Source organism: Pseudomonas sp. 18173 (genome assembly GCF_050432945.1).
GTDB lineage: Bacteria > Pseudomonadota > Gammaproteobacteria > Pseudomonadales > Pseudomonadaceae > Aquipseudomonas.
On sequence record NZ_JBKFTN010000010.1, the window covers coordinates 1 to 19,464 of the forward strand.

General features: G+C 61.7%; 18 protein-coding genes and 1 tRNA gene. 9 read left to right on the top strand and 10 right to left on the bottom strand.

All coding sequences use genetic code 11. The features are described from left to right. Nucleotides 1-125 precede the first annotated feature (125 nt). A complete protein-coding gene (locus tag ACLD1X_RS13100) occupies nucleotides 126-950 on the bottom strand; it encodes a response regulator transcription factor (protein WP_429368188.1) in 825 nt (274 codons plus the stop codon). Between the two features lie 175 nt (nucleotides 951-1,125). Next, nucleotides 1,126-2,355 carry an MFS transporter gene (locus ACLD1X_RS13105; RefSeq protein ID WP_429368190.1) on the bottom strand — a complete coding sequence of 410 codons (1,230 nt, stop codon included), beginning with the start codon at nucleotides 2,353-2,355 and terminating at the stop codon, nucleotides 1,126-1,128. Between the two features lie 133 nt (nucleotides 2,356-2,488). Between ACLD1X_RS13105 and ACLD1X_RS13110 the strand changes: the two genes are divergently transcribed. Together ACLD1X_RS13110 and ACLD1X_RS13115 are read left to right on the top strand one after the other, a co-directional pair. Then, nucleotides 2,489-3,262 carry an AraC family transcriptional regulator gene (locus tag ACLD1X_RS13110; RefSeq protein WP_429368192.1) on the top strand — a complete coding sequence of 258 codons (774 nt, stop codon included), beginning with the start codon at nucleotides 2,489-2,491 and terminating at the stop codon, nucleotides 3,260-3,262. A gap of 159 nt (nucleotides 3,263-3,421) precedes the next feature. Continuing rightward, nucleotides 3,422-4,045 carry an NIPSNAP family protein gene (locus tag ACLD1X_RS13115; protein WP_429368194.1) on the top strand — a complete coding sequence of 208 codons (624 nt, stop codon included), beginning with the start codon at nucleotides 3,422-3,424 and terminating at the stop codon, nucleotides 4,043-4,045. Nucleotides 4,046-4,069: 24 nt separating this feature from the next. On the opposite strand, the gene ACLD1X_RS13120 is transcribed toward ACLD1X_RS13115, so the two are convergent. The 5 genes from ACLD1X_RS13120 to ACLD1X_RS13140 form a co-directional block, all read right to left on the bottom strand. Then, nucleotides 4,070-5,356: an FAD-dependent oxidoreductase gene (locus ACLD1X_RS13120; RefSeq protein WP_429368196.1), complete on the bottom strand. Its 1,287-nt coding sequence runs from the start codon at nucleotides 5,354-5,356 to the stop codon at nucleotides 4,070-4,072. Between the two features lie 3 nt (nucleotides 5,357-5,359). After that, nucleotides 5,360-6,937 (bottom strand): aldehyde dehydrogenase (NADP(+)), encoded by a 1,578-nt coding sequence (locus ACLD1X_RS13125; RefSeq protein ID WP_429368198.1) that lies wholly within the window; start codon nucleotides 6,935-6,937, stop codon nucleotides 5,360-5,362. 106 nt (nucleotides 6,938-7,043) lie between these two features. Next, nucleotides 7,044-7,991: a dihydrodipicolinate synthase family protein gene (locus ACLD1X_RS13130; protein ID WP_429368200.1), complete on the bottom strand. Its 948-nt coding sequence runs from the start codon at nucleotides 7,989-7,991 to the stop codon at nucleotides 7,044-7,046. Between the two features lie 57 nt (nucleotides 7,992-8,048). Beyond that, complete coding sequence (locus tag ACLD1X_RS13135) at nucleotides 8,049-8,975, bottom strand: 4-hydroxyproline epimerase (RefSeq protein ID WP_429368202.1); 927 nt, start codon at nucleotides 8,973-8,975, stop codon at nucleotides 8,049-8,051. 45 nt (nucleotides 8,976-9,020) lie between these two features. Next, a complete protein-coding gene (locus ACLD1X_RS13140) occupies nucleotides 9,021-10,667 on the bottom strand; it encodes an APC family permease (RefSeq protein WP_429368204.1) in 1,647 nt (548 codons plus the stop codon). A 187-nt stretch (nucleotides 10,668-10,854) separates the two neighbouring features. Between ACLD1X_RS13140 and ACLD1X_RS13145 the strand changes: the two genes are divergently transcribed. The 3 genes from ACLD1X_RS13145 (at nucleotide 10,855) to ACLD1X_RS13155 (ending at nucleotide 14,328) form a co-directional block, all read left to right on the top strand. After that, nucleotides 10,855-11,649, top strand: coding sequence for a helix-turn-helix domain-containing protein (locus ACLD1X_RS13145; protein WP_429368206.1), 795 nt, complete (start codon nucleotides 10,855-10,857; stop codon nucleotides 11,647-11,649). A gap of 76 nt (nucleotides 11,650-11,725) precedes the next feature. Next, complete coding sequence (locus ACLD1X_RS13150) at nucleotides 11,726-12,106, top strand: RidA family protein (RefSeq protein ID WP_007980523.1); 381 nt, start codon at nucleotides 11,726-11,728, stop codon at nucleotides 12,104-12,106. Nucleotides 12,107-12,339: 233 nt separating this feature from the next. Next, nucleotides 12,340-14,328 (top strand): peptidase U32 family protein, encoded by a 1,989-nt coding sequence (locus tag ACLD1X_RS13155; RefSeq protein WP_429368208.1) that lies wholly within the window; start codon nucleotides 12,340-12,342, stop codon nucleotides 14,326-14,328. 41 nt (nucleotides 14,329-14,369) lie between these two features. Here ACLD1X_RS13155 and ACLD1X_RS13160 read toward each other — a convergent pair whose 3' ends face one another. Beyond that, the gene (locus ACLD1X_RS13160; protein WP_429368210.1) at nucleotides 14,370-14,951 is read right to left on the bottom strand and encodes a hypothetical protein; all 582 of its coding nucleotides are present in this window, start codon (nucleotides 14,949-14,951) and stop codon (nucleotides 14,370-14,372) included. Nucleotides 14,952-15,064: 113 nt separating this feature from the next. After that, nucleotides 15,065-15,493 carry a hypothetical protein gene (locus ACLD1X_RS13165; RefSeq protein WP_429368499.1) on the bottom strand — a complete coding sequence of 143 codons (429 nt, stop codon included), beginning with the start codon at nucleotides 15,491-15,493 and terminating at the stop codon, nucleotides 15,065-15,067. 323 nt (nucleotides 15,494-15,816) lie between these two features. Here ACLD1X_RS13165 and ACLD1X_RS13170 point away from each other — a divergent pair. Continuing rightward, nucleotides 15,817-15,891, top strand: a tRNA-Gln gene (locus ACLD1X_RS13170). A gap of 265 nt (nucleotides 15,892-16,156) precedes the next feature. Continuing rightward, nucleotides 16,157-16,585 carry a TOBE domain-containing protein gene (locus tag ACLD1X_RS13175; RefSeq protein WP_008021531.1) on the top strand — a complete coding sequence of 143 codons (429 nt, stop codon included), beginning with the start codon at nucleotides 16,157-16,159 and terminating at the stop codon, nucleotides 16,583-16,585. A gap of 82 nt (nucleotides 16,586-16,667) precedes the next feature. Here the strand turns inward: ACLD1X_RS13175 and ACLD1X_RS13180 are convergent, their stop codons facing one another. Further along, on the bottom strand, nucleotides 16,668-17,333 hold the full coding sequence (locus ACLD1X_RS13180; protein WP_429368212.1) for a glutathione S-transferase family protein: 666 nt from the start codon (nucleotides 17,331-17,333) through the stop codon (nucleotides 16,668-16,670). A gap of 409 nt (nucleotides 17,334-17,742) precedes the next feature. Between ACLD1X_RS13180 and ACLD1X_RS13185 the strand changes: the two genes are divergently transcribed. Together ACLD1X_RS13185 and ACLD1X_RS13190 are read left to right on the top strand one after the other, a co-directional pair. Continuing rightward, entirely contained in the window at nucleotides 17,743-18,429 is a 687-nt protein-coding gene (locus ACLD1X_RS13185; protein ID WP_429368214.1) for a GntR family transcriptional regulator, read from the top strand. Between the two features lie 178 nt (nucleotides 18,430-18,607). Next, nucleotides 18,608-19,459: a glycine betaine ABC transporter substrate-binding protein gene (locus tag ACLD1X_RS13190; protein WP_429368216.1), complete on the top strand. Its 852-nt coding sequence runs from the start codon at nucleotides 18,608-18,610 to the stop codon at nucleotides 19,457-19,459. Nucleotides 19,460-19,464 lie beyond the last annotated feature (5 nt).

Below are 19,464 nucleotides of genomic sequence, written 5' to 3' on the forward strand. Positions count from 1 at the left end.
TGGGATTACTTGACCAGTTCAGCTTGCTCGCGAAGGCGGTGTGTCAGGCAACACAAGTGTCGGCTAAAAAACCGCTTTCGCGAGCAAGCCCGCTCCCACAGGGGGTTTCTGTTGACTGACAGGCCTCAGGCTTGCAGCCTGAGGCCAGGCGCTTGCAACGGATCCTCCGTCAACTCGCGAATGAACAACCCCAGCAACTCCGACTGGCTGCCAATGCCCAGCTTGGCGTAGATGTTCTTGCGGTGAATCTTCACTGTGCCGGGGCTGATGTTCAGTTGTTCGGCCACCGAGGCGCTGGAGTGGCCGCGCAGCAACAGTTGCACGATTTCCTGCTCGCGCCCGGTGAGGATGTGTGCGCCGAAGTGGTCGAAGGCTTCGCGGATCTTGAAGTCCAAGTCTTGCACCGGGCGTGGTTGCTGGGCCTGGCGCAAGCGCCAGGCTTCATTGATGACTTGCTCGACCACCGCTTGCGCGCATTCGACCAGCTGCATTTCGTCACGGCTGAACGCGCAACTGGCGGTCGAACGCATCAGTGACAGCACCGCCGTGGCGCCGTCGCCGAGGTCGACGAAAAACGCCACTTCTTCGGCCAGTCCGGTTTGCTGGTAGTAGGTCAGGAAGTATTCGCCGAGGTAGAAGTGGTCGGGGGCGAACTGACGCAGACGCCACAGTCCCGGTGCCTGGCCGCGGGTGCAGGCCAGGTAGAACGGATCGAGCAGGTAAGGCCCGCACTGGTAGTCGTCGACATACACCGCGCGCTTGTCCGCCGAAAACGTATCGAACAACGCCAGTGGCCGGTGATTGCCTTCGTAGACAAACAACACGAAATGATCGACCGGGCAGATTTGCCGGATCCAGTGGCTCAACCCCGTCAGCCGCGCATGCCCGGCAGGCAGGTCGAGCAGGTGGGCGACACCGGTGGTCCAGAGTTTCAGTTCCTTGGGGCGCATGGCGGCTACAGGCAGAAGAGGATGGCCTGTGGATGCACAAAGTACGCCATGGCGCTATTGCCCGTGGGGAGCGCGGCGGTTGGCGGTGCGTCGTGGAGAAGACGCACCGCAACAGGGCCGGGTGTTACCGAGTGCTACAGGGTGGGTAGCAAAAATGATCAGGTGCAGCGTTCACTCACGCTCCCGTTGGGCGTTTTGCGGTAGACGGCAACAGGATCGTCAGGATCCCCAGCAGCGGCAGGTACGAACACAGGGTGTACACGTACTCGATGCCCCGGATATCCGCCAGATGCCCCAGCAATGCTGCGCCAATGCCGCCGAAGCCGAACATCAGGCCGAAGAACACCCCGGCGATCATGCCGACGTTGCCGGGCACCAGTTCCTGGGCGAAGACCACGATGGCCGAGAAGGCCGAGGCGAGGATGAAGCCGATGATCATGCTCAGCACGCCCGTCCAGAACAGGTCGACGTAGGGCAGGGCGAGGGTGAACGGCGCGGCGCCGAGGATCGAGAACCAGATCACTCGCTTGCGGCCGATCCGGTCACCGATCGGGCCGCCAAAGAAGGTGCCCGCCGCGACAGCGCCAAGGAACAGGAACAGGTACAGCTGCGAACTGGCCACCGACAGGTCGAACTTCTCGATCAGGTAGAAGGTGAAGTAACTGGTGAAGCTGGTCATGTAGAAGTACTTGGAGAACACCAGCAGCGCCAGCACCACCAGGGCGAACGTCACCCGCCGTTTCGACAGGCCGTGGGTGGCCTTGCTGCCTTGCTTGAGCTTGAACAGGTTCAGGTGATTGCGGTACCAGCGGCTCAGGCCGTACTGCACGAGAATGGCAAACACCGCGAACAGGCCGAACCAGGCGACGTTGCCCTGGCCATAGGGAATGATGATCGCCGCCGCCAGCAATGGGCCGAAGGCGCTGCCGGCGTTGCCACCGACCTGAAAGGTCGACTGCGCCAGGCCGTAGCGACCGCCCGAAGCCAGGCGCGCCACCCGCGAGGTCTCGGGGTGAAAGGTCGACGAACCGACGCCCACCAGTGCCGAGGCCACGAGAATGGCCGGGAAGCTGCCGACCATCGACAGCATCAGAATGCCGATCAGGGTGCAGACCATGCCGGCCGGCAGCAGCCACGGTTTGGGATGACGGTCGGTGTAGAAGCCGATCCACGGTTGCAGCAGTGAGGCGGTGAGCTGGAAGGTCAGGGTGATCAGGCCGACCTGGGTGAAACTCAGGCCATAAGTGGCCTTGAGCATTGGGTAGATCGACGGCAGCACGGCCTGGATCAGGTCGTTGATCAGGTGCGCCAGGGCACAGGCACCAATGACACGCATGACCAGCGGGCTGGCCTGCTTGGCAACCGAGACGGTGGCTGAGGGGGAGCTGAGGGTAGTGGTCGACATGGGCGGGTTTCCGGATAAAAACGCGAACTGCGAGCGCAAGGCGCAGCCAATTTCGGGGTTCGGCGTTATCCTAGGGGCATCAATTGCGCCCGTCTCGCGCAACTCGGGCGTCGACTATTGCAAAAAGGGCGTCATGATCAAGCCATTGCAGACATTCCTCGCGGAGATCGACCAGGGCGGCTGGAGCGTTCGCAGCAGTGCGACCGACTACCCGGAAAACTGGTTCATCCCGCCGCACTCCCATGAGAAACATCAACTGATCTACGCCATCGAAGGCGTGATGGTGGTGCACGCCGCTGCGGGCCAATGGACGGTGCCGCCGAGTCGTGGCATCTGGATGCCGAGTGGAGAGGTGCACTCGATTCGCTGTGTGGGGGCGATCAAGATGCGCAGCGTTTTCGTGCACCCTGACGCGAGCCCGGATCTGCCCGCCGAAACCCGGGCGGTGAGTGTTTCCGCGTTGCTCAGTGAGCTGATCAAGGTCTCGGTCGATTTCGACTTTTGCGCCGATCCGGACCCGCGGCAAGCCCGGGTGTTGCAGCTGATCCTGGATGAGCTGACGATTCTGCCGACCTTGCCATTGAACCTGCCGCAGCCTACAGATCCACGTATCAACCAGATCTGTACCGCGTTGCAGCGTGATCCCGGGGATGGGGCTACCGTGTCGGACTGGAGCGCCCGGCTGGGCCTTGACGAAAAAACCATCCAGCGACGGTTCCGCAAGGAAACCGGCATGACTTTCGGCCAATGGCGCCAGCAAGCGCGACTGCTGCTGGCGCTGGAACGAATCGCCGTCGGCGGGAAGATCATCGACATCGCCGGCGAGCTGGGGTACGACAGCCCGAGCGCGTTCACGACCATGTTCAAGAAGCAGTTCGGCAAGACGCCGAGTGATTTTTTCAAGTGATGGAAGACCACGTGGCGTGAATGATCGAGCGCTGCCCAGCGTAAAGAAACTACCTAGGACACTGCGGCAAATGCCGTAAACCATGGGGTTCGTCTCAATATCCTGCCGGCGGGGGCTGTCATAGGCTGTGGGCTTTGAAAGCCGTTCGCCGGAGTCGTTATGCGTTTTTTTGAACTGATCACTTTCACCGTGCGTGTGCGCACCGTGGCCGATGCCCTGGCGCGCATCGAGGCTGAGTTGGCAAAGCCGGAAGTCGGCGGGGTGTTGATGGGCTGCTGGGCCTCGGAAATCGGCCAGTTGAACCAGATTGCCGTGCTGCGTGGCTATGCTGACGAAAGCCAGCGGCAGGCGGAGCGCGAGCGTTTCCTGTTGGGGGGCGAGGCCTTTGGCGTCAACGCGTTCATCAGCGATCTGCGCATCGAAAACTACACGCTGTTTCCCTTCCTTGAACCCTTGAGCGCAGGCCGGCACGGTCCGTTCTATGAGTTGCGCGTTTACGACCTGGTCAGCAGCGGGTTGCAGCCGACCCTCGACGGCTGGAGCAAAGCCATCGAAGCGCGGACCGCCGAACAGTATTCGCCGGTGTACGCGGCGTTTTGTGCCACGGACGGCGCGCTGCCGCGCTACCTGCACATCTGGCCGTGGACCAGCCTTGAACAGCGTCTGCAGGTGCGCACCCAAGCGGTCGCCGACGGCGTCTGGCCGCCGGAAAACTCAGGTCCCCAACTGCGGGACATGCGCTCGACGATCTACCTGCCGGCGAAGTTTTCGCCCTTGCAATGACGATGGCGTGGCTCGACCGGGGCCTCAAAAACGATCCAGCCGGTACGCCGCAGTCGCCGGCAGGCGGTGGGGTTGGGTACCGGTCAAGGGCGAGGCCATCTGCGCAATCATCTCCGCCGTGACCGCCGCCTGGGTCAACCCCAGGTGCTGATGGCCGAAGGCGAGCAGCACCTTGCCGTCGCACACCCGATCGATGATCGGCAGGGAGTCGGGCAAGGACGGGCGAAAACCCATCCACGGTGTGGCCGCTTCGGCACTCAGGTCGCGCTTGAACAGGCCCTTGCTCAATCGGTGCAATTGCCAGGCACGCTCCATCGTCGGTGGACATTCGAGACCGGCGAATTCGACGGTGCCGGCCAGGCGCAATCCATCGGCCATCGGCGTCATGATGAACTTGCGCTCCAGCGAGGTGACGGCAAACGGCAAGCGCTGGTGTTCGTGGGGCAGCATCAGGTGATAGCCGCGCTCGGTGTCCAGCGGCACCTTTTTGCCGGTCAGCGCGGCGGTGAGCTTCGCCGAATGCGCGCCGCAGGCAATCAGCACTTGCCGACTGCTGACGCGGCCTTGATCTGTGATCAACGACACGCCGTGTTCATTCAATTGCCCGCCCTCGACCCGCTGCCGGAGGAACTGCACGCCGCTGCTTTTCGCCGCGTGGACCAGTTCGCCCACCACCCGGAAGGGGTCGAGAAAATGCCCGGTGCGCGGGAAGAACAGGCCGCCGCGGATCTGTTCGCTGAGTTGCGGCGCAGCATCGTGGACGTCCCGGGCCTGCCAGAAATCGACCGGCACCTGTTGCTGGCGCATGCGCGCCTGCAGCGCTTCGATGGCCTGTTGCGAGTCGGTGCGCTCGAACACCAGCAACGAGCCGTCTTCCTTGAGCAGCCCGGGACGCTCGATGGCCTCCAGCAAACGATTCCAGGCACCCAGGCTGCTTTCATTGAGCGCGCGGATGCCGGCCACGGTGCGCTGGAACGGCGCCGGCCGCAGGTTCAGCAACAGCCGTGCGAACCAGGGCAGGGCCCGGGGCATGTATTTCCAGTCCAGGCGCAGCGGACCCATGGGGTCCATGAGCATGGCGGGCAGGCGCTTGAGGATGGACAGGTCGGCGATGGGGAACACCTGCTCGGTGGCCAGGTGCCCGGCGTTGCCGAACGAGGCGCCACGGCCGGGCTCCTGCTGGTCGATGACCACCACCCGCCGGCCCTGGCGAGCCAGGCGCAGGGCGCAGGCGACGCCGATGATTCCGGCGCCGACCACGGCAACGTCCGCCGTGGCGTGCGGGTTGTTGAAAAGGGAGACGTTGGACATGGCCTAGGCCTCTCTCTGGCCGTCGAGCAGGCGACGCAACTGCAACGGATTGCCGTGCTTGAGTGCGGCCGGCAACAGGGCGTCGGGGAAATCCTGATAGCAGACCGGGCGCAGGAAACGCAGGATGGCGGCGGTGCCGACCGAGGTGGTGCGCGTGTCGGAAGTCGCCGGGAACGGGCCGCCATGGACCATGGCATCGCACACCTCGACCCCGGTCGGCCAGCCATTGACCAACAGGCGCCCGGCCTTGCGCTCCAGCGTCGGCAGCAATGCCCTGGCGCTTTCCACGTCGGCATCGTCCAGGTGCAGGGTGGCGGTCAGTTGGCCTTCCAGGTGTTCGATGACCTGGCGGACTTGCGCGTCGTCGGCACATTGCACGATCAGCGACGCGGCGCCGAACATCTCTGCCTGCAAGGCCGGGTCGGCGAGAAAATCGTTGGCCTGGGTGACGAACAGGTGGGCCTGGCAATGGTTAGGCGTTTCGCCCTCAAGGCCGCTGGCCACCGATTGCGCGTGGGCATGCTCGAGCAGCGCACCGACACCGGCCTCGTAGGCGTTGAAAATGCCCGGGGTGAGCATGGTCTGCGCCGGGCTGCGCTGGATCAGTTGCGCGGCCGTCTGGATGAAGCGCTCAAGGGCCGGGCCTTGGCGGGCAATCACCAGGCCGGGGTTGGTGCAGAACTGGCCGGCACCTTGGGTGAGGGAGGCGACGAAGCCTTGCGCCAGCGCGTCGGCTCGCGATTGCAGTGCCGCCGGGAACAGCAATACCGGATTGATCGAGCTCATTTCCGCGTACACCGGGATCGGTTCGGGACGGGCCTGGGCCGCCTTGCACAAGGCGATGCCACCACTGCGAGAGCCGGTGAAACCCACGGCCTTGATGCGCGGGTCGGTGACCAGGGCGATGCCCACTTCGCGGCCGGAGCCGAACAGCAGCGAAAACACGCCTTCATGCAATCCGCACAGCTTGACCGCACGGGCCAGCGCCCGGCCTACCAACTCACTGGTGCCGGGGTGCGCGCCATGGGCCTTGACGATCACCGGGCAACCGGCGGCCAACGCCGAGGCGGTGTCACCGCCGGCGACCGAGAAGGCCAGGGGAAAGTTGCTGGCGCCGAACACGGCCACCGGGCCGAGCGGCACCTGGCGCTGGCGCAGGTCCGGGCGGGGCAGGGGCTGGCGTTCCGGCAGTGCGGAGTCGACCCGTACATCCAGCCATTCGCCAGCGCGTACGGTGCGGGCAAAGGTGCGCAGTTGCTGGCAGGTGCGGCCGCGTTCACCCAGGATGCGCGGACGTGGCAGGCCGGTCTCGGCCACGGCGCGGTCGATCAGCGCATCGCCGAGGGCTTCGACTTCGCTGGCGATGGTTTCGAGGAATTCGGCGCGGGTGTCCAGGGAGGTCGCGCGATAGCTGTCCAGCGCACTCCAGGCCAGGGCGCAGGCCTGTTCGACGTGCTCGCTGCCGCCGCCGGGATAGGCCGGTTCAAGGGGCAGATTCCTGGCCGGATCAATGCCGCGGATCGCTTCGCGGTTGCCGGGGATGGCCTGTTGGCCGATCAGCATGTTGCCTGTCAGAGTCATGGTGTTTCCTGAAAAAAAGAGGGTGGGCGTTTGTGAAAAAACGCGCTGCTGCCGTGGACGAAAATAAAGGCGGCGCGCTTTGGCACGCCGCTGCACAGGCTGAATATCAGGCGAAGTCCTGCTCGGCCGACCACTGCTCGTACCACTGGCGGAACAGCACGTACTGGTTCTCGGCATAACGACGCTGGGCATCGCTGAGCGCATCGGTCTCGTTGAAATGCAGGGTGTATTCCTTGTCGCCGTTGAGCACCATCAGGTGCTTGTAGTAGAGCACCAGGTCGCAGCCCTCATCGAACGACGACAGCACAGCCAGGGCGGACTCCAGTTCCCGCGCCTGACGACGTGCCTTGGCATCGCCCTTGGCCGCTTGTTTGCTCAAGGCCACCAGGCGCAACACTTCGCGTGGCAGCGCGTTGCCGATGCCGGTGATGGCGCCAGTGGCGTTGCAGTTGACGAAGCCATGCACCACCTGGGTGTCGACACCGACCATCAGGGTCACATCATCGTCCTTGGAGGTGATGTGCTCGGCGGCGTAGCGCAGGTCGGCCGCTCCGCCGAACTCCTTGAAGCCGATCAGGTTCGGGTACTCGCGGCGCAGTTCGAAGAACAGGTCGGCGCGGGTGGCGAAACCGTAGTAAGGACTGTTGTAGATCACCGCCGGCAAGCCTGGAGCGGCTTTGAGGATCGCGGCGAAGTGGGCTTTTTGCGCGGTGGCCGAAGCGCCGCGAGACAGCACACGAGGGATGACCATCAAGCCATGGGCGCCGACTTTGGCCGCGTGTGCGGCATGGGAAACCGCTTCGCGGCTGTTGACCGCACCGGTGCCGACGATGGTTGGAACGCCGGCAGCGACCAGGCGCGCCACGCCTTCCTGGCGCTCGGCTTCGGTCAGCAGCGGCCAGTCGCCCATGGAGCCGCAATACACCACGGCGCTCATGCCGATGTCGATCAGCTCGCGACCCTTGGCCACCAGCGCGTCGAAGTCCGGCTTGCGCTCGGCGGTGCATGGGGTCATCAGTGCAGGGATGCAGCCGGTGAAGATGTTGTCGCTCATTTTATTGTCACTCCTTGAAGCGTTCATTCAGATCTAGTGAAGGAAAAGGCGTGGGGCTCAAATGCCCCACGCAAAGGGATCCTGTTCGTCGATCAGCAAAGTGCTGTCGGCAGTCATGTAGGCGCGGCCGGTGATGAAAGGGATGATGCGTTCACCTGCCCATTCATAGCGGCCGACGAATTGGCTGGCGGTGATGCTGGCCTGGACCCAGCGCTCACCGGCGGCCAGTTTGCCGTCGGCTGCCAGGCACGCCAGTTTCGCGCTGGTGCCGGTGCCGCAGGGCGAGCGGTCGTAGGCCTTGCCGGGGCACATGACGAAGTTGCGGCTGTCGGCCGAATCGTCGTCGGCAAACAGTTCGATGTGGTCGATCAGTGCGCCGTCTTCACCGTGGATGCCCTGGGCCTCGAGGGCCTTGAGCATTGCCCAGGTGTACTCGGTGAGGAATTCGACGTTGTCCATCTGCAACGCCTGACCGTGATCGGACACCAGGAAAAACCAGTTGCCGCCCCAGGCGATGTCGCCGTACACACGGCCATGTCCCGGCACTTCGACCGGCACCTGTTGGCGGTAGCGGTAGGCAGGCACGTTGCGCAGGGTGACGTTGCCGTCCTCATGCAGCGTGGCGCTGACCGGGCCGACCGGCGTATCGATCTTGTGCTCGCCAGGCTGGATGTGACCCAGGTGATGCAGCGAGTTGACCAGGCCGATGGTGCCGTGACCGCACATGCCGAGGTAGCCGGCGTTGTTGAAGAAGATCACGCCGCAAGTGGCGTCCGGCGACACCGGTTCGCAGTACAGCGCACCCACCAGCACATCGTTGCCACGGGGCTCCAGCAGGCAGGCGCGACGCCATGGGTCATGCTGCTCGCGCAGGGCATCGCGCTTCTCGGCCATGGTCCGGCCGGACAGCTGGGGCAGGCCCGACATCACCAGGCGAGTCGGCTCGCCGCCGGTGTGGGAATCAATGACATGTACTTTTTTCATAAACCTTTCCATTTGAGGAACACGCAGGCGTTGCCGGCCTGAATTTCAGCGAGAGGTCTGGACGGATGCACCGATAGGGCGTTGGCCTGTGGTCGTGCCGCTGTAGACGGGATCGGCTTCGCTTTCACCGTCCTCTTCTTCCAGGCGAACCAGATGCGCCGGCACGCCGGTGGCCGCGCCCCAGTAGTAGATGCCCATCGCACAGGCCGCCACGACCAGGGTGTCGAACGGATGGGTGAGCACACCCATGCCGCCGAAGCTGCCGAGCCAGGACAGCACGATGGTCACGGCATAGAAGCCGATCAACCATGCCGAAGAGCGCACTTGTTGGCCCAGGCTCAGGTGTTGGGTCGGCACAAAGCGACCGCACAGCAGGTACACCACGAACATCAGGATCTGCAGGCCAAGCAGCCAGGACACGGTGCTCCAGCCGGACCAGTAGACGATCAGCGCGGCGATGATGAACGACACCGGGCCGAGGACTCCCATGCGCTTGACCTTGAACGGGCGCGGCATGTCCGGCGCATTGCGGCGCAGGGCGGCCACCGATACCGGGGCGACGGCGTAGCTCAGCACCAGTGCGGCGGAGACCACGTTGATCAGCGCTTCCCACGAAGGGAAGGGCAGGGTCCAGAACACCGACAGGGCAAAGGTCAGCCACAGCGCCGGGCGCGGGATGCCGGACTTTTCGTCAATGCGGGTGAAGACCTTGAAGAACGTACCGGTCTGCGCCCAGCCGTAGATCACCCGCGGGGTTGCGTTCATGTAGATGTTGCCGCAACCGCTGGGGGAGATCACCGCGTCGGCCACCACCAGGTAAGCCAGCCAACCCACACCCAGTGCCAGGGCGATGTCGCGGTAGGGCAGGGCCAGCTCCTTGGCGACGCCAGCCCAGCCGTTGGCGAGCATTTCGGTGGGCACGCCGCCGAGGAACGCCACTTGCAACAACACATAGATGGCGGTGGACAGCAGTACGGAGAGGATCAGGGCAATCGGGATGGTGCGCTGCGGATTCTTCACTTCGCTGGCCACCGAGATGATCGGCGTCAGCCCCAGGTAGGCGAAGATGATGCCGCCGGCGGACACCGCCATTTCGACACCCGACAGCCCGAACGGCATGAAGCCCTGGGACTGGAAGTTCTGCGGTTTGAAGAAAGTGAACAGCACGCCGATCACCAGCAACGGCACGATGAACTTGAACATGCTGATCAGGTTGTTGGCCTTGGCGAACGTTTTCACGCTGTAGTAGTTGAGCATGAAGAACAGGCACAGCAGGCCGAATTGAACCAGCCAGCCGAGCGCCGTCGGATTGCTGGAACCGGCCTGGGTCAATGCCGGAAACCACGCTGCGGCGTATTGGCGCGCGGCAACCACCTCGATGGCCACCAGGCTGGAAAACGCGATCAGGGTGATGAAGCCCATCAGGTAGCCGAGCAACGGGCCGTGGGAGTACACCGGGTAGCGAATCACACCGCCGGCACGGGGCAATGCGGCGCCGAGTTCACAGTAGACGATGCCCAGCAGCAGCACCGCAAAACCGCCCAGCAGCCAGGAGAATATCCCCGCCGGCCCCGCGATGGCGGACACGTGACTGGCTGCGAACAACCAGCCGGAGCCGAAGATGGCCCCCAGTCCGATAAACGTAAGGTCTATCAATGAAAGTTGTTTTTTGAACTTGCCTTGGCCTGACATGGCATCGCCTTCTTGTGAGTTATTGGATAGGCAGGTGTGCACTTCAAGTCGTCCCCGTCGGTTTTGCCGAGGAGGGCGGTGGCCATAGAGTGAACTTGGCGGCGTGCTCGCGATTGATGTTTTGCTTGGGTGTCGATGACGAAATCAGCACAATGGGCAACGGCCGATCATTGGGAGAGACAGGTAGATGACTCAGGATGCGTTTGCGCTGTTGTGCCAGGGCGACGACTCGAACCGCCCCGAATCCATCGAGCAACTGCTGGCCGGCGTGGCGCTTCTATTGCCCATGCTCGATGTGATTCCCAATGCCGCGATCTTTATCAAGGACGTGCAGGCGCGCTATGTCATGGCCAATCGCACGCTGGTTCAACGCTGTGGCTTGAAGCAGCTCAAGCCACTGCTGGGGAAGACCAGCGCCGAGGTGTTTCCCGAGCAGTTGGGGCCCGGCTACACCGAACAGGACCGGCGTGTGCTGGAGCAAGGCCTGGTGCTGGAAGACCAGTTGGAGTTGCATCTGTACGGCAGCCGCGAGCCGGGCTGGTGCCTGACCCATAAGCGGCCGCTGTATAACCGCCATAACCAGATCATCGGTCTGGCGGGCATCTCGGTCGACCTGCAATCGGCCAGCGACACGCACCCGGCGTACCAGCGCCTGGCGGCGGTGGACGAGCACATCCGCACGCATTTCAACCGTCGCGTCACCCTCGGCGAGTTGACGCGCATCGCCGGCATTTCCGTGGCGCAGCTTGAGCGCTACTGCAAGCGTGTGTTCCATTTGACGCCACGGCAAATGATCCAGAAGGTTCGCCTGGAGCACGCGCATCGACTGCTCCACACGGACCTGCCGATCACCGAGGTCGCCCTGCAGTGCGGCTATACCGACCACAGCGCGTTCACCCGGCAGTTCAAGGCCTTGACCGGCTTCACCCCGCGCCAGTACCGCCAGGCCACCGGTCACGAACAACCGCCCGCTCTGGATTAGCGACGCGCCGGGCGTGGCCCTGTAAACTGGCGGCGCAAAAGGCACCTGCCTCACCACTTCAAGCAAGAGAGCTCCCATGGCAAACCACGACCTGACCTTTACGCCCGACCTCGATGCCGATTCGATTTCCTCCGACGTCGTCGGTTTCGGCGGTGTGCTGGTCTCCACCCAGATCCCGACCCGCGCCGACGGCAGCCTGGAACTGGGCGACATCACCCTGCAAAGCGAATGCACCCTGCAAGCGCTGAAGGTTGCGCTGGAACGTGCCGGCAGTTCCATGGACCGCGTGATGCACCTGACCATCTACCTCACCGACATGGCCGACCGCGCCGCGTTCAACGAGGTCTACAAGCGCTACTTCGCCAAGCCATGGCCGGTGCGCGCCGCTGTCGGAGTTGCCTCGCTGGCGGTGGAAGGCATGCGCGTAGAAGTGACCGCGATGGCGGCCAAGGCCTGACTGCAGCAACACAACCCTTGTAGGAGCGAGCTTGCTCGCGATGAACCTGAGGGCGACTCGGGGCATCAGGTTGCCAGCGTTATCGTTGACGACCATCGCGAGCAAGCTCGCTCCTACAGGGATTCAGGCATATCAGGCCTGCTCGAAACACCACCTGGCAGCACACGGGTGCCGGTCAGGCGTTTCGCCGCTACAATGCACGCCTCGACCGTGACAAGCCTGACTAAAAAACTATGTCTTTGCCCAAACATCACCTGGAATTGCTCAGCCCCGCCCGCGATGTCGCCATCGCCCGCGAGGCAATCCTGCATGGTGCCGATGCCGTGTACATCGGTGGCCCGAGCTTCGGCGCCCGCCACAACGCCTGCAACGAAGTGAGCGAGATCGCCCAATTGGTGGAATTCGCCCGTCGCTACCATGCGCGTGTGTTCACCACCATCAACACGATCCTGCACGACAACGAACTGGAGCCGGCCCGCCAGCTGATCCACCAGTTGTACGACGCCGGCGTCGATGCGCTGATCGTCCAGGACCTGGGTGTGATGGAGCTGGACATTCCGCCGATCGAGCTGCACGCCAGTACCCAGACCGACATCCGCACGCTGGAGCGGGCGAAGTTCCTTGATCAGGCCGGTTTCTCGCAACTGGTGCTGGCCCGCGAGCTGAACCTCAAAGAGATCCGTGCCATCGCCGACGAAACCGACGCGGCCATCGAGTTCTTTATCCATGGCGCGTTGTGCGTGGCGTTTTCCGGCCAGTGCAACATTTCCCACGCGCAAACCGGGCGCAGCGCCAACCGTGGCGATTGCTCCCAGGCCTGCCGTTTGCCATATACCCTGAAGGACGAAAAGGGTGGCGTGATCGCCTACGAAAAGCACCTGCTGTCGATGAAGGACAACAACCAGAGCGCCAACATCCGTGCACTGGTCGAGGCCGGCGTGCGTTCGTTCAAGATCGAGGGCCGCTACAAGGACATGGGCTATGTGAAGAACATCACCGCCTACTACCGCCAGCGCCTCGATGCCGTGCTCGAAGACCGTCCGGACCTGGCCCGTGCTTCCAGCGGCCGCACCGCGCACTTCTTCCTGCCCGACCCGGAAAAAACCTTCCACCGTGGCAGCACCGATTACTTCGTCACCGACCGCAAGATCGATATCGGCGCCTTTGACTCGCCGACCTTCACCGGTTTGCCGGTGGGTGTGGTCGAGAAAGTCGCCAAGCGTGACATGCAGGTCGTGACGCACGAACCGCTGTCCAACGGCGACGGCCTCAACGTGCTGGTCAAGCGTGAAGTGGTGGGTTTCCGCGCCAACATCGCCGAACCCAAAGGCGAGTTCGAGGAGGACGGCGAGAAGCGTTATCGCTATCGCGTCGAGCCCAACGAAATGCCGGAAGGGATGTACAAGCTGCGCCCCAACCATCCGCTCAATCGCAATCTCGATCACAACTGGCAACAGGCGCTGCAAAAGACCTCCGCCGAGCGTCGCGTGGCCCTGCGCTGGGTGGCGCGCCTGCGTGAAGAACAGCTGGAGCTGACCGCTACCAGCGAAGAAGGCATCAACGCCAGCGTTACCCTGGACGGCCCGTTCGGTGCCGCCAACAAGCCGGAACAGGCGCTGGAGCAATTGCAGGATCTGCTCGGCCAACTGGGCACCACCCAGTACCACGCCATCGACATCAAGCTGGACGCGCCGCAGGCGTACTTCATCCCGAACTCGCAGCTCAAGGCCTTGCGCCGTGAAGTGATCGACGCCTTGACCCAGGCGCGGATCGCCGCCCACCCGCGTGGCAGCCGCAAGGCCGAAACCACGCCGCCGCCGGTGTACCCGGAGTCGCACCTGTCGTTCCTGGCCAACGTCTACAACCAGAAGGCCCGCGATTTCTATCACCGCCATGGCGTCAAGCTGATCGACGCGGCCTACGAGGCCCACGAGGAAGCCGGCGAGGTGCCGGTGATGATCACCAAGCACTGCCTGCGTTTCTCCTTCAACCTGTGCCCGAAACAGGCCAAGGGCGTGACCGGCGTGCGCACCAAGGTTGCGCCGATGCAACTGATCCACGGTGATGAAGTGCTGACGTTGAAGTTCGACTGCAAGCCTTGCGAGATGCACATCATCGGCAAGATGAAGGGCCACATCCTCGATATGCCGCAGCCGGGCAGCGTAGTGGGGCACATCAGCCCCGAAGACCTGCTCAAGACCATCCCGCGCGCACCGCACTGAGTGGCCGGTGAGCGTGCCGCAATGGCGCGCTCACCTGTTGTTCAAAACCCTGTGTACTTGAAGTAAACGAATGCCACGGCCACTGCCAGGCCAAAGGCTGCCAGGGCTTTTGTCTGTGCAGTGGCCTGGAATTCGCTCGGCGCGTGCTCATGGGGTTGTGAATAGGCGGTGGGGTCTTTGCGGCGCTGCAGAATGGCCCGCCAGGTGTAACCCAGTCCGATCAGCAGGGAAACGGCCATCAGGCCGAGGATCAGCCAGCGCGTGGTTGCCGGCTTTTTAGCGGCGGCCAGGCTGTTCTCGTGTTCGCAGGCCGCGCTCTCGAACTGCAGGACAGAAACGGGTTGGTAGACCGTCGAGGGCTGCTGGGCATTGCTGTACGTCGCCGCCATCTGGTCCAGGTCCAGTGCCTGATACTTCCAGAGTGTCGTCGATCCCTCCCGGCAGTAGGTGAACGCTGCGGGGCTGGGAGCGCCGATGATGCAGGCGTCGTTGATACCGATTTTTTTCAGGGTTTCCGTTGCAGACCGCGTGAAGTCCAGCTCCAGAACAGGAATGACGCCGTTGGCAGACACCGCGACCGACACCAGCAGGCCCGCGATGGCGCAGAGGGTTGATATTTTCAAAGTCGGGGCATCCTCGTTTTCGTGGTTTTCTTGTTATAAACGCGGAGTCTGGTTGCAACCTGTGTTCACTGAACTCTAGACGCTGGCGACAAATCCGCAGCGGTTGTTCGACACTATTGGCACGTCTCGGCGACGGCCTTTTCAGCTCGTTTGAATTCCTGTTTGACGTCAGTGGGGATGCGCTGTTTCTTGAGCTCCTGACCGAGGAAGGGTTGATCGCTCCGGGAATGGACCTCTGCGTCTTCGGCGGTTATCTGCGCTTCGATGGCCGCAGCGTGCTTGTCGATGACGGCATCGACCTCGGCTGCATTCCTGGCGGTATCGAGTGCCAGGACCAACTGGCCGGCCTCGGCTTTTTCGGCTTCGGCATAGGCTTCGACCGTCAACCCGGAGGCCAGCGCCCGCGCCTGGATTTCCAGGCCATTGAGATGCTCCCGGGCGGCCTTGCAGACCGCTTCCTGTCGCTGGCTCTGGATGTGTTCCCAGGTGTTCAACCCATAAATCGCGGCCCCGACCACCAGGAGGGTTACTGCGGTACCCAGTAATTTGCCTTTCACATTTGGCGCCCTCAGATGGCAAGGGTAAGGATGAGGGTGTTGGGCAAACGATTCCCGATTCTGTTCGATAAAAAGCGTAGCAGACCTGATCGGGCTGAACCTGTGCCGACCACTCGCCGGGAATCGCCTCAACACTAAGCACCTGTTTTAAAAAACAAAATGTTTTATTAGGGCTTCCCAGACGCGGCAAAAGTTGGTAAATTGCGCGCACTCTTGCACAGGCCCTCAGGGAGCCTCTCGCGCAAGCCGGCAGCAGGTCTTGTTGCCACTCAAGAAAGCGAGTGCCAGGCACTCATCGCAACAGATACAGGGGCGTCGCCAAGCGGTAAGGCAGCAGGTTTTGATCCTGCCATGCGTTGGTTCGAATCCAGCCGCCCCTGCCATTTTCTTCCTGCGCAATCAGATAACACCCGGTCGGCGGTTATTATTCGTCGATCTAGCGTTTTTTGTGGTCGTTATCCATATCCCGAATGTTCTCTTGCCAGCCAGCGCCCAGCCAGGGTTCGCGGGTGTCCTTTCGAAGTCCTTGCGGGCTGATCTCGCCGTTCGTCACTGAACCAGAGCCGCATTTTAGTTGCTTCTACACAGCGCTTACACTGATGATGCACGCCGTTTCCTAACTTTAAAGTCAAGAAAAGGACGCCTCACATGAAAGTCAGTGCACGCAACGTATTCAAAGGCAAAGTCAGCCAGGTCCAGCCAGGCGCGGTCAACGCCGAAGTGGTTCTGACCCTGGCGGGCGGCGAACAACTGGTTGCCGTCGTCACCATGGAAAGCATCAAGAGCCTGGGCATCGCCGTCGGCAAAGAGGCCGTCGCGCTGATCAAGGCGCCATGGGTGATGTTGATGACCGAGTCGAGCGACATTCGCCTGTCGGCGCGTAATTGCCTGGAAGGCAAGGTACTGAGCGTTACCGATGGTGCGGTCAACGCAGAGGTGGTCATCGAGCTGGCCGGCGGTTCGAAGGTCTATTCGATCGTCACCCGCGATGCCGTGGCAGAGCTGGGGCTGGCAACCGGCGTCAGCGCCACGGCCGTGATCAAGGCCTCCCACATCATCCTGGGCGTTCCGGCCTGATCAGACGCAAGCACACTTGACCGATCCCCGTGATCCATCGCTCGATGGGTCACGGGGATTTTTCGTTTCCGGCTCCCGATCATCATTGCCTAAACCGTTGGGGAATGGCCTCGGCGAACGGGTACATGGAAAAGTACGGTCTCGCCTCGTCGATCACCCGCTTGACCGAAGGCCTCTGGATCAACCTGTCGAAATAAGCCCTCAAGCGATGATGGTCGTCGGGAAACGGCACGAGGGTGCTGGCATAGAACAGCGCCGGGGCGGCGGCACAGTCGGCCATGCTGAACGCCGGGCTGGCGGCCCAGGTGTTTGCACTCAACTGATGTTCAAGCATGCCGTACGCCGTTGCCAGCGCGGCACGTTCGCGGGTCAGGTCGCCGTTGCTGGCGTTCATTCGGTCGGCGACGATCCTCTGCATCGGCACCTGGACGTGCAGGTCGAAAAAACGATCCCACAGGCGTACTTCCAGCGCGGCATCCCAATCTTCAGGAATCAGGCGCAGGCTGCCGGTCTGGTGGTGGTCCAGGTATTCGATGATCACACTTGACTCGGCTACGTTCCGTTGGCGCTCGTGATCGCGGATCACCGGAAATTTGCACAGTGGCCACAGTGCTTGCAGCTCGGCCCGGTCAGCCGCGTTGCCCAGGTCGATGATCCTTTTTTCAAACCCGATTTCCAGTTCATAGAGAGCGATCAACGCTTTGTGGCAGAACGACGAGAGCGGATGGAAATAGAGAGTCAGCGGCATGTTTGTTTCCTCGGCAAAGGGGAAGGCCTGTGCAGTATCGACCCGGGTCTGCGTTGGTGCGAGGCGGCTCGTCAGGTGGTGGCGTTGCGCTTTTATCATGAAGAAGGACTGTCGCAGGCGATCTTGAGGGTGGCGTACACGGACTATCGAGACCGCCATTGCCCTTGATGCCGGGTCGCAGAGGTGTTCAATCCGCGACAGATTACATTCCTGTTAACGACCGTACTGGCACGGCGCGGAGAGATAACATACTGTTTAATAAGGTTTTTATTAAAATAACATGTGCATTCTTACAGTATTCACTGTGTATACATAAAAAATACAAAGCATTGACGATGCCTCGGACCCGTGCGAATCTGGATTCAACAACAAGCCATAAGCGCTGATTCGACCACTCTGGAGGTCTGTTGTGAAAAACGGCAAAAGCACGCTTTATGACGACCTCAAGCGCCAGATCCTCACCATGGAGCTGGACCCGGACGAAGCGCTGGACGAAGTGGCGATCAGTGCACGCTACGGTCTTTCCAGGACGCCGGTGCGAGAAGTGTTCCGCCGACTGGCCGGCGAAGGCTACATCGATATCCGGGAGAACCGGGGAGCGCGGGTGATTCCGATGAACCACTCGACGCTGCGCAACTTCTTCCTGGTGGCGCCCATGGTCTATGCCGCGATCGGTCGCCTGGCCGTGCAGAATTTCAAGGCTCGGCAGATGGTTGACTTGAAGCAAACCCAGCAGCGTTTCCGCGCGGCGACGGTATCGCGGGACCCCTTGATGATGGTCGTGGAAAACAATCGGTTCCACGCCATCATGGGTGAGATGGCCGGCAATCAGTACCTGGAGCCGAGCCTGGAAAGACTGCTGATCGATCATGCACGCATCGGCCATACGTTTTTCCGCCCCCGCGATGAAGACACCGAGCAACGCCTGCAACTGTCCGCCGAGCATCACGATGCCTTTATCGTGGCCATCGAGAACCGCGATGAAAGTGCAGTGGTCGACCTGGTGTTTGAACACTGGGAACTTTCCCGGGAAAACATGGAAATGTTTATCGCCCCCCAGGGAATGAAGGCAGACCTGCCTTTTCTACTTAAATAGTATTGATTGCAATCATGGTGGTTTAAAGATCAATACGGAACAGAGTTGAGTGCCGACTCGAATATGCGTCGGCAGACAATAAGAGCTGAACTAGCGGGTGGGCAAAAAGTTTCACACCACGGGCTTCCTTTGCTTGGAAGCTAATAAAAACAAGTTTTAACGTAGATCGAGGAACGCCATGAACAAGATTTGGAAGGCAGTCTGCGCGGTCGTGATGATGGGCATGTTCATACTGCCTGTTCACGCCGAAGAAAAAACCATCACGGTCGGCACCCTGTCCTGGGAAGACTTGACCCCCATCACCGGCATTACCAAAAAGGTACTCGAAGACTCCGGTTACACGGTCAAGGTCATTGAGTTCTCCGAGTGGGGCATCGCCTATGCAGCCCTGACCAAAGGGGATATCCAGGTCCTGGCCTCGCAAACCGACTACGCCGCGCAGGACTACTGGAACAAGAACAAGAATCGCCTGGAAAAGCTGTCGCCGGTGTCTTATGGCCTCTACCAGGCGATTGCGGTGCCCAAGTACGTCGACATCGACTCCCTGGAGCAGCTGAATGACAGCTCCGAGAAGTTTGGCGGGAAAATCATCGGCATTGAGCCGGGCTCCGGGCTGATGAGTGATGCAACCAAGGCGGTGAAAGATTACGGCATCAAACTGCAACTGCTCGAAGGCAGTACCGCGGCCATGACCGCCGCACTGAAGTCGGCAGTCGATCGCAAGGAGTGGGTGGCCGTCACCGTATGGGAACCGTCCTGGATGGCGCAAAAGTTTGATCTGAAGTTCCTGAAAGATCCAAAAGGCATTTTCCCGCCGCCACAGGGTTACTACTGGATTGGCCATAAAGGCTTTTCCGAAGAATACCCCCATGCCCGTGAAGTGATGGCCAGCGTTTATGTTCCGCTGGGTGATATCACCAATATAAATGGCCAGGTCAAGGACGGTAAAAGCATGGAGCAGGCGGTCAACGACTGGACAGCCAAAAATGCTGACCTGTTGAAGCGCTGGGAAAATATCAAGAAGCCATAATCCTG

What these genes read in the sequence shown, in the direction of transcription:
- ACLD1X_RS13150 (WP_007980523.1), top strand. Translation starts at nt 11,726, where the DNA reads ATGGCAAACCACGACCTGACCTTTACGCCCGACCTCGATGCCGATTCG.
- ACLD1X_RS13100 (WP_429368188.1), bottom strand. Translation starts at nt 950, where the DNA reads ATGCGCCCCAAGGAACTGAAACTCTGGACCACCGGTGTCGCCCACCTG.
- ACLD1X_RS13110 (WP_429368192.1), top strand. Translation starts at nt 2,489, where the DNA reads ATGATCAAGCCATTGCAGACATTCCTCGCGGAGATCGACCAGGGCGGC.
- ACLD1X_RS13140 (WP_429368204.1), bottom strand. Translation starts at nt 10,667, where the DNA reads ATGTCAGGCCAAGGCAAGTTCAAAAAACAACTTTCATTGATAGACCTT.
- ACLD1X_RS13175 (WP_008021531.1), top strand. Translation starts at nt 16,157, where the DNA reads ATGAAAGTCAGTGCACGCAACGTATTCAAAGGCAAAGTCAGCCAGGTC.
- ACLD1X_RS13145 (WP_429368206.1), top strand. Translation starts at nt 10,855, where the DNA reads ATGACTCAGGATGCGTTTGCGCTGTTGTGCCAGGGCGACGACTCGAAC.
- ACLD1X_RS13130 (WP_429368200.1), bottom strand. Translation starts at nt 7,991, where the DNA reads ATGAGCGACAACATCTTCACCGGCTGCATCCCTGCACTGATGACCCCA.
- ACLD1X_RS13190 (WP_429368216.1), top strand. Translation starts at nt 18,608, where the DNA reads ATGAACAAGATTTGGAAGGCAGTCTGCGCGGTCGTGATGATGGGCATG.
- ACLD1X_RS13155 (WP_429368208.1), top strand. Translation starts at nt 12,340, where the DNA reads ATGTCTTTGCCCAAACATCACCTGGAATTGCTCAGCCCCGCCCGCGAT.
- ACLD1X_RS13115 (WP_429368194.1), top strand. Translation starts at nt 3,422, where the DNA reads ATGCGTTTTTTTGAACTGATCACTTTCACCGTGCGTGTGCGCACCGTG.
- ACLD1X_RS13105 (WP_429368190.1), bottom strand. Translation starts at nt 2,355, where the DNA reads ATGTCGACCACTACCCTCAGCTCCCCCTCAGCCACCGTCTCGGTTGCC.
- ACLD1X_RS13120 (WP_429368196.1), bottom strand. Translation starts at nt 5,356, where the DNA reads ATGTCCAACGTCTCCCTTTTCAACAACCCGCACGCCACGGCGGACGTT.
- ACLD1X_RS13180 (WP_429368212.1), bottom strand. Translation starts at nt 17,333, where the DNA reads ATGCCGCTGACTCTCTATTTCCATCCGCTCTCGTCGTTCTGCCACAAA.
- ACLD1X_RS13125 (WP_429368198.1), bottom strand. Translation starts at nt 6,937, where the DNA reads ATGACTCTGACAGGCAACATGCTGATCGGCCAACAGGCCATCCCCGGC.
- ACLD1X_RS13135 (WP_429368202.1), bottom strand. Translation starts at nt 8,975, where the DNA reads ATGAAAAAAGTACATGTCATTGATTCCCACACCGGCGGCGAGCCGACT.